Origin of the sequence: Pseudoflavonifractor hominis (genome assembly GCF_014288125.1) — a bacterium.
GTDB classification, from domain to species: Bacteria; Bacillota; Clostridia; order Oscillospirales; family Oscillospiraceae; genus Pseudoflavonifractor_A; species Pseudoflavonifractor_A gallinarum.
On record NZ_JACOPR010000008.1, the window covers coordinates 41,604 to 53,897 of the forward strand.

Here is a 12,294-nt window from a genome sequence, read left to right on the forward strand (position 1 = left end):
TCCCCTCTCTCTCCCGGATCTCTGCTTCCTCACCCGCGGAACAGGCAGAGATCGCTGATTCACGCCTATTATACTGCAAGATCCGCTCTGATAAAATGGGCTTTTCGCATCTCAGATGGATTTTTCAATCAGCATTTCCCTTCTGGCGGTCCGCCGGCTCTGCGGTACGGTAGCGTTTTGCGTAGGCCTGGGGAGAAAGCCCCATCACTTGTTTGAAGGCTCTGGAAAAATACAGCGCGTCGTGGAACCCGACGGAATGGGAAATCTCCCGTACGGAAAAGCTGCTGTTTACCAGCATCGCACACGCCTTCTGGATACGGTACTCCATCAAAAATCGCTTGGGTGACACCTGAAAATGGGTGGTAAAACTCCGGTACAGGCTGCTGGGACTGACCGAGAAAAGCTCCGCCAGTCCCTCCACGGTGATGGGCTGTTCATAGTTGTTCATAATGTATCTGGCCGCCATCCGGGCACAATCGGTCCGGGGCGGCGGCGTACGTCTGGACTGCTGCGCTTTTTCACTGAGGAGCGCAAAAATAAGGTACAGGCGGCCTGTGGATGCCACCTGGCACGCCAGACTCCCACGCTCCTCCCGGTGCAGTTCCAGCAGCATCCGCCCCAGCGATTTGGAAGAAACATTGAGTAAAATCGGATAATCCGGCCGGAAATCGGTCTGTTCGACCAGTTCCCGTGCGTCGCTTCCGGAAAAGCCGACCCATACATATTCCCAGGGCTTAGCCTGTTCCGCATAAAACTGCACGGTTGTATCGGGATAGACCAGAAAACTGTCTCCCGCCTCCAGAAGGAAGTGGCGCTCTCCCAGAAGCAGATTCCCATGCCCTGATAAAATGTGATAGAGGCAATAGTGATCCAGCACACCCGGCCCCCACTGGTATCCCGGGATGCAGTGCTGATGCCCGGTGCTCGCCACGGAGAGGGATCGGACCTGCGGTGCAAGTCCATAGCGCTTGTAAAAATCATCCTGTAACATGGTCTGCTCTCCCCTTCTAACTGTGGATTGCGACTAATAGTATAGCGGAAAGAAGCGTATCCGGCAACTGCGCTCCCCACCCCGGCTATCCCATGCGAAAAAATCCATACAGGTGTGGGATGGAAACCCCTCTTTTCCCTTTTGAACATTTGGCCCGTCCACGTCCATTTATGGATTGAGCACGAAAAAACCATTTATAATCCTGTATATCTTATCAAAAATAGTATATCACGGCACCATTTTGACAAAATTCAACATTTAAAATCTTTCCAGGCACTTAAGCCCGCTGAAACATCCTCCTCTTTTTTTCATGAACTGCTCCTGTAAACATGTTTTTTTACGTGCATGCCGTGCTTTTTTCCGTTTTCCTCGCATACATTTTTATTTTTCCGGGCTTATCGATAAAAAAGCAAAGATTTGATCTGTCATTTTTTCTTTTTATCGCTTCCGAATCGGCATGTCATTTTGCTATACTGCCCCGTTCATTCTGCACAATTAATCTTTGATTACTATAAAAATCAGCGGTGCACAAATGCGATTTTGATTCAAAAAGCAACTTATTTAAAATCTTTTACACTCTTTTTTGTAGATTGCTTTCATTTTTATTTCTATTTATTTTGCACAAACAACAAATTATGACGAAAAAGTGAATATCGTCGGGGGCGCTCTTTATTGACTTTTTATAAAAAAGATGCTACTGTAAAGCTAAGCTGTGGGAAAGCCCACATCAGCCTCTGAAAACGGGTAGGGATGGCGTTGCATATGTACTTATTTGACATTGGCTCTATGGATTTCCCAGAGGGCGGGTACATATCCGACATTCGGATCTGTTGGAAGAGCATCTCCACATATTGAAAAGGAGCGACATCCAATGAAGAAGAGAAAAGTTCTTGCAACGATCCTTGGTTCCTGCATGGTCCTGTCCCTGGCCGCCTGCAGCGGCGGTACCGCCACCACCTCTACCCCTCCTGCTCCCACCGGCTCCGCCGTCGTGGAGGGGATTGAGAGCCAGGTGCCCGCTGGCGGCACCGTCGGCGTGTGCATCTACAAGTTCGACGATAACTTCATGACCACCTACCGTACCGCTCTGGAGACCATTCTGAAGGACAAGGGCTACGAGGTCACCGTGGTGGACGGCAACAACGACCAGGCCAAGCAGACCGAGCAGATCAACACCTTCATCGCTCAGGGCGTGGACGCGCTCATCATCAACCCCGTCATGACCAGCGCCGCCTCTTCCATCGTCAACCTGGTGCAGACCGCTGACATCCCCACCGTCTTTATCAACCGTGAGCCCACCGCCGAGGACATGGCCTCTTATAACAAGTGTGTCTACGTCGGCTGTGACGCCGCTCAGTCCGGTACCTTCCAGGGCGAGCTGATCCTGGAGACCGAGACCAAGGGCGACATCAACGGCGACGGCAAGGTCTCCTACATCATGATCCAGGGCGACCCCGAGAACATCGACGCCAAGCTGCGCACCGAGTACTCCGTCAAGGCTCTGACCGATGCCGGCATGGAGGTTGAGCAGCTCAACCTGACCCGCGGCGACTGGGATCAGAACAAGGGCCAGGAGATCTGCGCCAACGACCTGGCTCAGTTCGGCGATAAGGTCGAGGTTGTCTTCAGCAACAACGACTCCATGGCTCTGGGTGCCATGGAGGCCATCAAGACCGCTGGCCGCACCGTTGGCAAGGACATCTACATCGTGGGTGTTGACGCTCTGGACGCCGCTCTGGACGCCGTCAAGGCCGGCGAGATGACCGGTACCGTTCTGAACGATGCGCAGAGCCAGGCCGAGAAGGCTGTGGAGTGCATGGAAGGCCTGCTGGGCGGCACCACCTATGCCGAGGGCGAGCAGTCCATCTATGTTGACTACGTGAAGGTCACCAGCGACAACGTCGCCGAGTTCATCAAGTAAGTTTCCGATTCCTGTTTTACCAGTCTAGCAGTTTCGATTTACGAGGAGGGGAGATATGTACGGATGAAAACGACGTACATATCTCCCCCTTCCTGTCGGTTGTGGTTTGTGTGGTGTACGGCACCCTGCTTTGAGAAATGGCTCGCATACCGGTGCGCCGTTTCTGAAGGCAGGACCGTAACGAAGAGAGCAACAAGCAAAGAGGGGGCCAGTTCATGTCAGAGTATCGTTTGGAGATGCGTAATGTCGTGAAGACCTTCCCCGGCGTCAAGGCACTGGACCACGCGCAGCTCCGGCTGCGTCCAGGAACCGTACACGCTCTGATGGGCGAAAACGGCGCGGGAAAGTCCACACTGATGAAGTGTATGTTCGGCATCTACCATATGGACGAGGGAGAAATTTTTTATGAGGGCCAGCCGGTCCACATCAAGGACCCGCTGGATGCCCTGCACCACGGCATCGCCATGGTGCATCAGGAGCTGCAGCCCATTACGGAGCGCAGCATCGGTGAAAATATCTATGTAGGCCGCTATCCTCTCAAGCAGATCGGCCCGGTCAAAATCATTGACCACAAGAAAATGTATGAGGACGCCGCCCGGGTGCTGGAAGAAGTCCATATGAACTTCGACCCCCGCGCCAAACTGGGTTCCCTGAGCGTCTCCCAGATGCAGCTGGTGGAGATCGCCAAGGCCGTTTCCGCCGACTGTAAGGTGCTCATTCTGGACGAGCCCACCTCCTCCCTCACCGCCGGCGAGGTGGAGGCCCTCTTCACCATCGTGGAGGAGCTCAAGTCCAAGGGCGTGGCCATCGTCTACATCTCCCACAAGATGGATGAGATCCTGCGCATCTCGGATGAGGTCACCATCATGCGCGACGGCCAGTACATTGGCACCTGGGCCGCCAAGGAACTGACCACCGATATGATCATCACAAAAATGGTGGGCCGCGAGCTGGTGGACCTCTATCCCAAACGGAAAAATGTTCCCGGCGAGGAGGTCCTTCAGGTAGAGGACTTCACCTCCATCAACCCCAAGAGCTTCCGGAATGTGACCTTCAGTGTGCGGAAGGGCGAGATTCTGGGAGTCGCCGGTCTGGTGGGTGCCCAGCGCACCGAGCTGATGGAGGGTCTGTTTGGCCTGCGCTGCCATTCCAAGGGTACCATTACCTATAAGGGCGAAGAACTCAAGATCAACCGTCCGGCCGACGCCATCAAGAAGGGCATCGCCATGCTGACCGAGGATCGCCGGGCCACCGGTATTCTGGGCGTTCTCTCCATCGCAGATAACGTCTCGATCTCCTCCCTGAATCAGTATCTCATCGGCGGGATCATGCTGGATGACAAGAAGATTGAGCAGCTGGTGCAGGACAACGTGGCCAAGCTCTCCATCAAGACGCCCTCCTCCAAGACGCTGATCCAGTCTCTCTCCGGCGGCAACCAGCAGAAAGTGCTCATCAGCCGCTGGCTGGCCAACAATCCGGATATCTTCATTCTGGACGAGCCCACCCGCGGTATCGACGTGGGTGCCAAGTACGAGATCTACTGCATCATTGAGGAGCTGGCCCGTCAGGGAAAGAGTATCATCATGATCTCCTCTGAAATGGGCGAACTCATCGGCATGTCGGACCGCATCATGGTCATGTGCGACGGCCGTGTCACCGGCTTTATCGACGGAGACAAGGCCAATCAGGAGAATATCATGGAACTGGCCACGCAGTTCGAGGCAGTCTGAATCAGAGAGAGGAGATTGGACTATGGCAAAGGAAGTAAAGCAGCTCAACGCTGCCCGTGTAAAACAATTTCTATCCAACTATGCGATTATAATTCTGATCGCTCTGCTGGCGCTGGCCGTCGGCTTTACCCGCGACAACTTCTTCAGCCGCAGCAACCTGGTAAACCTCATCATCAACGTCAGCCCCCGTTTCATCATCGCCTGCGGTGTGTCGGGCTGTCTGATCACCAAGGGAACCGACCTGTCGGCCGGACGTATGGTGGGCCTGTCGGCCTGTCTGTCCGCCATGCTGCTCCAGGATGTGGCCTACTCCGGCCGCATGCTGCCCTGGCTGCCTGATGTGCCCGTGTTCGTGGGCCTGATCGCCGTTCTGGTCATCTGCGGCATCTTCGGCGCCATCAACGGCTGCGTCATCGCCTTTCTGAAGGTTCCCCCCTTCATCGCAACCCTGGGCATGCAGACCATCGTCTATGGTCTGTGCAGCGTCATCACCAAGAACCAGCCCATGGGCGGCTACAAGGACTCCTACACCAAAGTGGCCAACGGCTATCTGCTGGAAGGCGCTGTGGGCAAGATCATCCCCTATCTGGCCATCATTGCCCTGATCATCGGTCTGTTTATGTGGTTCCTCTACAATAAGACCCGTCACGGTAAGTACATGTACGCCATCGGCGGCAACGAGAGCGCTGCCCAGGTGGCCGGCGTCAACGTCCCCGCCACTCTGATCCGCATCTATCTGCTGGCGGCTGTCCTCTATGCTCTGGGCGGCTTCCTGCTGGGTGCCAAGGCCGGCGGCGCTTCCGTCCAGACCGGCTACGGCTATGAGCTGGAGGCCATCGCCGCTTGTACCATCGGCGGCGTCTCCACCAACGGCGGCGTCGGCAAGATCTCCGGCGTTCTGGTGGGCGTTCTGGTCTTCGAAATCCTCAAGATCTGCCTGCAGTTCCTGCGCGTGGACCCCGCCTACACCTTCATTGCACAGGGCCTGGTCATCATCGTGGCCGTCGCTCTGGATCTGCGCAAGTATCTGGCCAAGAAATAATTTCTCATGTTCCGCGGCCTCCTGTCCCAGTCCGGGACAGGAGGCCGTATCCTACTCCAACCGGATGCAGACAAAGGAGCTTGGATCGTCATGCGTCTCTTTTCATCGCGGAAAGCACAGCTGGAACAAAAAGCCCGGGAACTGGAAGAGCGGGAAGCCCGTCTCATCCAGCGGGAACAGGCCCTGGAACAGCAGTCCGTCCAGTCAGAGGAGGGGGCCTCTCCCCCTCCCTCCGGTCCCCGGAATGCCAAGGAGCGCTTCTATGATAAAATCCCGGTCACCGTCCACCAGCTGGATATCTTCATCGGCATATGCATTGCCGCTTTCGTTCTGGTCGTCCTGATCGGCGCTATCCAGGGGCAGGGATAATCCCTCCATCAAACGTCCTTCCACGCGCTCTGTGGAAGGACGTTTTTCGTTGTCTCAGCACAGGTAGAGCGCAAAACTCCAGCACGCGGTGGCCATCAGCGCCCCCATGGCCAGATAGGCCGGGATGGGGATCCTTCTGAGCCAGCGCATAAACGGGGTGTTGCGTTTGACATATCCCTTGGCTACGCTTCTTGCCTCCTGAAGCACCTGCTCGGCCGAAACCCCCCTTCCGCAGAACGCCTCCTCCTTGACGATGAAAATGGCCTCTTCAAACAGTCTGGGGTCGGGAGACTTGACGACAATGACCCGGCGTGAAACACCTTTTACCATCGTATACACTTCCTTTTTCTTCGTTTCTCTCAGTATGGCCAGATGCAGGAAGAACCATACAGTACAAGCAGAATTTGATCGGTATTCTCACCGCATAGTTCCCTCCGCTTTCCCGTAAACTAGAAACGCATATTCCATTCAGACCTGTGCGGAATCCTTCCGCCAGGCAAGGAGGCTTGATCCATTTGTGTCAGGACCGAAAACGTCTGATCCGTGCGCTGTGCATCCTGTTTGCTGTCAATATTCTGGTCATCAGCGTCCTTCAGACCGCATCTCAGGCGGCCACATACCGCCAGGGGTCCACAGGAGAACCCGTACGCACCATTCAGACCAAGCTGCGCAACTGGGGCTATTACGACGGCGCCGTGGACGGTATCTATGGCTCCGCCACCACCGCAGCGGTAAAGCTGTTTCAAAAGAAGAATGGCCTCACGCCGGACGGAATCACCGGTCCGGCCACCCTTCGGGCCCTTGGTATGCCGGACAGCGGCGGCGGCAGCAGCGGCTCCAACGCCCAGTCGGCCGACCTGGAGCTGCTGGCCCGCGTCATCTCAGCGGAGGCCCGGGGCGAGCCGTACAGCGGCCAGGTGGCCGTGGGGGCCGTGATCCTGAACCGGGTAGAGCACCCGGCCTTTCCCAGCACCATTGCCGGCGTGGTCTATCAGCCCGGCGCCTTTACCTGTATGGTGGACGGGCAGTTTGACGAGCCGGTGGCCGAGTCCTCTGTCCGCGCCGCCCGGGATGCCATCAACGGCGCAGATCCCAGCGGCGGAGCGATCTACTATTTCAATCCAGACACCGCCACCAGCGCATGGATCTGGAGCCGGCCGCTGATCAAAGTCATCGGCAAACACCGTTTCTGCGCATAAAAAAACAGGACAGGCCGTGCCTGTCCTGTTTTTCTGTCAATTCTCTTCGGTGAGCATCGTGCGGTGAAGCGGGGTGTAGAAGAGATTTCCCCGGTCCCAATCCGAGCGAAAGAGCGTCATATAGCGCACTTCAAAGCTCATCGGCGGAAGAAGGCGCTCCAACTCAGCCACATCCAGATCCGGCTTGGGCTGGACCTGACGCGCAAGGCTGGCGTGAGGCTGATAGGGCTTATCACTGATCTCAAAACCAGCACCGCGCAGCGAATCTGCCAGCTTTGCCTGGAGATCCATCAGCGGCGGTGTGGACTCAATTCCCATCCACCAGAGGTCCCCCTCTTTCAGCGAGAACTGTCCGATTCCAGAGCTGATCAGGGGGAAAGGCGCTCCATGGACCTGATCCATGGCTTGAATGACATCTGCCAGGCGATCTGTCTCGCCTAAGAAAGCCAGTGTCAAATGAAAAGTTCCCCGCGGTGTGGGGATGCAGTGCTCGGTATGTGTCTTCAGATAGTGCGTGGCCGTATCCATCCGATCCTTCCAGAGCGGAGGCAGGGATACGGCAATGAACAGGCGCATAAATAATCCCCCTTTGCTGTTTCCTATCTAAGTATATCAAAAAGGGCCATATTGTGCAAGGATGACTGTGTTTTCTAAGGGAAAGAAGTTACAACTTCTTTCTCATTTGTAACACTATACCGCACCGCGCCGCGCCCGGTGGTCATCCCTCCGGAAGCGGCGCGGTGCGGCAGCTTTGTCTCAGCTCTCCATATGGCGTCCAAGAAATCCTGCGATGGTCTGAACCAGCTTATAGTCTGTCTCGTCGGTGAGAAGCTCTTCCTCATTTCCGGCAAAGACCACACACCCCAGCACATCTCCCTCGGAGAGAATGGGTGCGGCGCAGGCCACGAAATAGCGGTGGTTGTCCTCGGTCACTGTAATAGGCGTCTCGCCATTCTGATACTGGTAGATGCCCCGGCCCTCCATGATCTGTTCCAGGGCGGAAGAGATCCGTTTGTCCGTCAAATCCCGCTTTCCGCCCCCTGCCACGGCCAGACAGGTGTCCCGGTCGGTGATGACCGAAATACGTCCGGTGGTCTTGTTGAGGGTCTCGCACATCTGTCCTGCAAAATCTCCCAGCCCTCCCATGAGGGAGTACTTCTTAAAGATCACGCCGCCCTCGCTGTTTGTATAAATTTCCAGGGGATCGCCCTCCCGGATCCGCATGGTCCTGCGAATCTCTTTGGGGATCACCACACGGCCAAGATCGTCGATCCTGCGCACAATTCCAGTTGCTTTCATATCCATGATTCCTCCCACGGTTACTTGTTCAGACGGAGATAGTATCCGCAGGAATTGCCATCATATGCAGAAATTTGACTGGGGTTGTTTGGAAAACCTCTGAGAGATTTTGATTCTTTGTTCCATTGTCCGGACGTCATGCATCACCGCACGCGGTTCCCTCTTCCCCTTCCGCAGCCACAGAAATCAGGAACCCTTTTTCATGCAGCGCCTCCTGGATCAGATCCAGCGTGTCCTCGCTGTCCGCCTGGATCAAATGGTAGTGATAGTCCGAGGTCAGATGTTTGAGCGGGCTGGATTTTCCGCTGTGGATTTCCTCCAAAAAGGCGCTGGCCGTGCGGCGGGAGGAGATGCGCAGCGGCGCCCGTACCTGGCCATAGACCTGGTGGTCCACCATCACATTTTTCACCCTTCCCCCCAGATCCACGATGGTGAAAAGCTCCTCCTCGATCTGGGCGTCGGTATGCCGCACTTGAAAGACACGGCTCACCTGCTGCCCTTCATTCAGCCGATATCCCCGGTGGGTCGACAGGATATCATAGCCCGCCGCCCGGATCAGCGCGATATCCTGCACGATCACCTGGCGGCTGACCTGGCACTCCTTGGCCAGCGCGGTCCCCGACACGGGCTTCTCACTCTGTCTGATACGATCCACAATATGCTTTCTGCGCTCCGAACCGGTCATGACCCTTAAATCCTTTCTTCACTTCGCCTCCAGCGGGCGAAGATGCTTCAGAGAGAGATCCAGAATGGGGGCGGAATGGGTCAGCGCGCCGCAGGAGACATAGTCCACACCCAGATCGGCCAGCGCCCGGAGCTTCTCCAGCGTCACATTTCCCGAGCACTCGGTCTGGGCACGGCCCGCAATGCGCCGCAGGGCCTCCCGCATTTCCTCCATGGACATATTGTCCAGCATGATGATGTCCGCACCTGCAGCCAGAGCCTCTTCCACCATTTCCAGATTTTCTACTTCTACCTCAATTTTTCGCACAAACGGAGCATAGTCCCTTGCCAGACGCACCGCCTGTGCGATCCCTCCGGCCGCTCCAATGTGGTTGTCCTTCAGCAGGACTCCATCAGATAGATTATAGCGGTGATTTTGTCCGCCGCCAACCCTTACGGCATATTTTTCAAAGATCCGCATGTTGGGCGTGGTCTTTCGGGTGTCCAGAAGTTTGGTTTTGCTGCCCCGGAGAGCCTCGGCGCAGGCGCGGGTATAGGTGGCGATGCCGCTCATCCGCTGGAGATAGTTGAGGGCCACCCGCTCCCCCGAGAGGAGGGCCCGGATGTCCCCCCGCAGGGTAGCCAGGTGCGTTCCCGCCTCCACCTGCTCCCCGTCCTGGTGGAACCATTCCACCTGTACCTCCGGGTCCAGCAGCTGAAAGACCCGCTCAAACACCGCCAGTCCCGCGATGACGCCCCGCTCTTTGCACAAAAGCTCCACCTGTCCGGGCGTCTTCTCCCGAATCACCGCGTTGGTGCTCACATCCTCGCTGGAAATATCCTCCCGCAGTGCCTGGAGCAGCAGCGGATCGATCTGTGTGGTCATGGTAATGGGATTCATGGATCAATTCCTCCTCGTCTGGGCGCACGCTCCGGCAATGGCAGCTGCCGCCCGTTTGGCAAATACAAGACTCTCCAGCAGGGAGTTGCTGGCCAGCCGGTTTGCGCCGTGTACGCCGTTGCAGCTGGTCTCCCCCACGGCAAACAGCCGCTCCATGGAGGTGCGGCTGTCCCGGTCCACCCAGATCCCGCCCATGAAATAGTGCTGAGCCGGTACTACGGGGATGGGTTCCCGGGTCACGTCATACCCCTGCTCCAGACAGTGCTGGTAGATATTCGGGAAGTGGTGCAGAATGGTCTCCCTGGGGATGGGCTCCATGGAGAGCCAGACAAACTCCGTCCCCTCCCGTGCCATCTCCTCCCGGATGGCCTTTGTCACCACATCCCGTGGGAGCAGTTCGTCCACAAAGCGCTTCCCCTGGTGATTGTAGAGGAGGGCCCCCTCTCCCCGCACCGACTCCGAGATGAGAAAACGCCGTCCTGGCTCCTTGGAGTAGAGGGTGGTGGGATGGAACTGGACATAGTCCAGATGCTCCGTGCGGATGCCATACCGGGCAGCCAGATCCAGCGCGTCACCGGTCAGATGGGGAAAGTTGGTGGAGTGGGGATACCACCCGCCGATCCCACCGGTGGCCAGAATGGTGTATTGGGCCCGGATCTGCATCCTCTCGCCGTGCGGTCCCCGGGCCTCGATGCCACGGCAGATCCCGTCCTCCACCAACAGGTCCGTCATCGTGGTGTAGGGTCGAATCTCCACGTTGGGCTGTTTTCGGACTGCGCGGAGCAGCTTGCTGGTGATCTCCTGTCCGGTGATATCCTTGTGAAAGAGGATACGGGGTTTGGAGTGGGCCCCCTCCCGGGTAAAGGCAAAGTCCTCCCCGTCCCGCTCGAACTCCACCCCCAGCCGGACCAGATCTGCAATGATCTCCGGCGACGTGCGCACCATGAGATCCACCGACTCCATCCGGTTTTCATAGTGTCCCGCCCGCAGGGTGTCCTGGACATAGCTCTCATAGTCCTCTTCCCCGCGCAGCATACAGATCCCGCCCTGGGCCAGAAAGGAGTCGCTGCTCTCTTCCTCCGCTTTTGTGATGAGAAGAACCCGCATCCCCCGGGGCAGGTTCAGCGCGCTGAACAGCCCGGCCACGCCGGTTCCCACCACAATCACATCTGTTTTTTCTTCCATCATCTGCTTCTCCTGTCCTCCGCCATCACTTGGCCAGGCGGAGCATCTGCTCCAGCGCCCGCCGGGCCATTTCACTCTGCTCCCCGGGAAGGGAAACCGCATTCTTTCCGGTCCGGAGCACCTCCAGCACCTTTTCCAGCGTGACCTGCTTCATATCCCGGCACACCGGGCTTGTGGCGGGAAAATAGAACTTCTTTCCCGGATTGTCTCGCTCCAACCGGTGCCGCACTCCGATCTCCGTGCAGATGATGTACTCCCGCGCCTCGTGTTCGGCGGCATAGCGGATGATCCCACTGGTGCTGCCCACATAGTCCGCATGAGCCAGCAGCGCGGCCGGACACTCCGGATGGGCCAGTACCGGCGCCTCCGGGTGGGCTTTCTTGAGATCGAGCACCTCGGAAAGGCGGATCTCCTGGTGGACCGGACAGCAGCCCGGGTGGAAGAGAAATTCCTTCTCGGGCACCTGCTCGGCAATAAAATGGGCCAGATTCTGATCAGGGATCATCAAAATCTTCCGGTTGGGCAGGGCACGCACCACATCCAGGGCGTTGGCCGATGTGACGCACACGTCGGCACAGGCCTTGAGTGCGGCGGTGGAGTTGATATAACACACCACCGCCAGATCCTCCTCCTGCTCCCGGATCTTCCGGATCTCCTCGGGCTGCGCCATGTGGGCCATGGGACAGTCGGCCTCCAGGTCAGGCATCAGTACGGTTTTTTTCTCATTGAGGAGTTTTGCGCTCTCCCCCATAAAGCCCACTCCGCAGAAGACAATGGTCTGCTGCGGCAGGTCGAGGGCCACCTTGCTCAGATAAAAGGAGTCTCCCACATAGTCTGCAATCTCCTGCACCTCCGGGGCCACATAGTAATGGGCCAGGATGACCGCATCCCGCTCCCGCTTCCAATCCTGGATCTGCTGCTCAATCGTCATGTAACGTTTCCTCTTTCCACACCGATATTTCCCACTGCTCAGCGGAACATGTTCTGTTATTGT

The 12,294-nt window shown here is 57.0% G+C and carries 13 protein-coding genes; 5 read left to right on the forward strand and 8 right to left on the reverse strand.

The features are described 5' to 3' along the window. Positions 1–124 precede the first annotated feature (124 nt). On the reverse strand, positions 125–991 hold the full coding sequence (locus tag H8S34_RS12050; protein WP_101691333.1) for an AraC family transcriptional regulator: 867 nt from the start codon (positions 989–991) through the stop codon (positions 125–127). An 871-nt stretch (positions 992–1,862) separates the two neighbouring features. Between H8S34_RS12050 and H8S34_RS12055 the strand changes: the two genes are divergently transcribed. The 4 genes from H8S34_RS12055 (at position 1,863) to H8S34_RS12070 (ending at position 6,053) form a co-directional block, all read left to right on the forward strand. Beyond that, a complete protein-coding gene (locus H8S34_RS12055) occupies positions 1,863–2,912 on the forward strand; it encodes a galactose ABC transporter substrate-binding protein (protein ID WP_101691334.1) in 1,050 nt (349 codons plus the stop codon). 215 nt (positions 2,913–3,127) lie between these two features. Beyond that, complete coding sequence (locus H8S34_RS12060) at positions 3,128–4,642, forward strand: sugar ABC transporter ATP-binding protein (protein ID WP_101691335.1); 1,515 nt, start codon at positions 3,128–3,130, stop codon at positions 4,640–4,642. Positions 4,643–4,664: 22 nt separating this feature from the next. Next, complete coding sequence (locus H8S34_RS12065) at positions 4,665–5,684, forward strand: galactose/methyl galactoside ABC transporter permease MglC (protein ID WP_101691336.1); 1,020 nt, start codon at positions 4,665–4,667, stop codon at positions 5,682–5,684. A gap of 90 nt (positions 5,685–5,774) precedes the next feature. After that, the gene (locus H8S34_RS12070) at positions 5,775–6,053 is read left to right on the forward strand and encodes a hypothetical protein (RefSeq protein ID WP_186964104.1); all 279 of its coding nucleotides are present in this window, start codon (positions 5,775–5,777) and stop codon (positions 6,051–6,053) included. Between the two features lie 54 nt (positions 6,054–6,107). Here H8S34_RS12070 and H8S34_RS12075 read toward each other — a convergent pair whose 3' ends face one another. After that, positions 6,108–6,383, reverse strand: a complete 276-nt coding sequence (locus H8S34_RS12075) for a translation initiation factor 2 (protein ID WP_180956707.1) — start codon at positions 6,381–6,383, stop codon at positions 6,108–6,110. A gap of 185 nt (positions 6,384–6,568) precedes the next feature. Here H8S34_RS12075 and sleB point away from each other — a divergent pair, with 185 nt between their 5' ends. Continuing rightward, the gene (gene sleB / locus H8S34_RS12080; protein WP_101691339.1) at positions 6,569–7,252 is read left to right on the forward strand and encodes a spore cortex-lytic enzyme; all 684 of its coding nucleotides are present in this window, start codon (positions 6,569–6,571) and stop codon (positions 7,250–7,252) included. Positions 7,253–7,288: 36 nt separating this feature from the next. Here sleB and thpR read toward each other — a convergent pair whose 3' ends face one another. From thpR to nadA, 6 genes are all read right to left on the reverse strand, one after another. Beyond that, complete coding sequence (thpR, locus tag H8S34_RS12085; RefSeq protein ID WP_101691340.1) at positions 7,289–7,828, reverse strand: RNA 2',3'-cyclic phosphodiesterase; 540 nt, start codon at positions 7,826–7,828, stop codon at positions 7,289–7,291. Positions 7,829–8,008: 180 nt separating this feature from the next. Further along, positions 8,009–8,551, reverse strand: coding sequence for a stage V sporulation T C-terminal domain-containing protein (locus tag H8S34_RS12090; RefSeq protein WP_101691341.1), 543 nt, complete (start codon positions 8,549–8,551; stop codon positions 8,009–8,011). A gap of 136 nt (positions 8,552–8,687) precedes the next feature. Continuing rightward, positions 8,688–9,236, reverse strand: a complete 549-nt coding sequence (locus H8S34_RS12095; protein WP_101691342.1) for a transcription repressor NadR — start codon at positions 9,234–9,236, stop codon at positions 8,688–8,690. Positions 9,237–9,254: 18 nt separating this feature from the next. Further along, a complete protein-coding gene (gene nadC / locus H8S34_RS15190; protein WP_235964273.1) occupies positions 9,255–10,115 on the reverse strand; it encodes a carboxylating nicotinate-nucleotide diphosphorylase in 861 nt (286 codons plus the stop codon). Positions 10,116–10,118: 3 nt separating this feature from the next. Then, positions 10,119–11,300: an L-aspartate oxidase gene (locus H8S34_RS15195; RefSeq protein WP_243208015.1), complete on the reverse strand. Its 1,182-nt coding sequence runs from the start codon at positions 11,298–11,300 to the stop codon at positions 10,119–10,121. Between the two features lie 25 nt (positions 11,301–11,325). Beyond that, entirely contained in the window at positions 11,326–12,231 is a 906-nt protein-coding gene (gene nadA, locus H8S34_RS12105; RefSeq protein ID WP_101691343.1) for a quinolinate synthase NadA, read from the reverse strand. Positions 12,232–12,294 lie beyond the last annotated feature (63 nt).

Excerpts from the sequence above, each read along its gene's own strand:
- H8S34_RS12050 (WP_101691333.1), bottom strand. The coding sequence starts at position 991 with ATGTTACAGGATGATTTTTACAAGCGCTATGGACTTGCACCGCAGGTC.
- H8S34_RS12055 (WP_101691334.1), top strand. The coding sequence starts at position 1,863 with ATGAAGAAGAGAAAAGTTCTTGCAACGATCCTTGGTTCCTGCATGGTC.
- H8S34_RS12060 (WP_101691335.1), top strand. The coding sequence starts at position 3,128 with ATGTCAGAGTATCGTTTGGAGATGCGTAATGTCGTGAAGACCTTCCCC.
- H8S34_RS12065 (WP_101691336.1), top strand. The coding sequence starts at position 4,665 with ATGGCAAAGGAAGTAAAGCAGCTCAACGCTGCCCGTGTAAAACAATTT.
- H8S34_RS12070 (WP_186964104.1), top strand. The coding sequence starts at position 5,775 with ATGCGTCTCTTTTCATCGCGGAAAGCACAGCTGGAACAAAAAGCCCGG.
- H8S34_RS12075 (WP_180956707.1), bottom strand. The coding sequence starts at position 6,383 with ATGGTAAAAGGTGTTTCACGCCGGGTCATTGTCGTCAAGTCTCCCGAC.
- thpR (WP_101691340.1), bottom strand. The coding sequence starts at position 7,828 with ATGCGCCTGTTCATTGCCGTATCCCTGCCTCCGCTCTGGAAGGATCGG.
- H8S34_RS12090 (WP_101691341.1), bottom strand. The coding sequence starts at position 8,551 with ATGAAAGCAACTGGAATTGTGCGCAGGATCGACGATCTTGGCCGTGTG.
- H8S34_RS12095 (WP_101691342.1), bottom strand. The coding sequence starts at position 9,236 with ATGACCGGTTCGGAGCGCAGAAAGCATATTGTGGATCGTATCAGACAG.
- nadC (WP_235964273.1), bottom strand. The coding sequence starts at position 10,115 with ATGAATCCCATTACCATGACCACACAGATCGATCCGCTGCTGCTCCAG.
- H8S34_RS15195 (WP_243208015.1), bottom strand. The coding sequence starts at position 11,300 with ATGGAAGAAAAAACAGATGTGATTGTGGTGGGAACCGGCGTGGCCGGG.
- nadA (WP_101691343.1), bottom strand. The coding sequence starts at position 12,231 with ATGACGATTGAGCAGCAGATCCAGGATTGGAAGCGGGAGCGGGATGCG.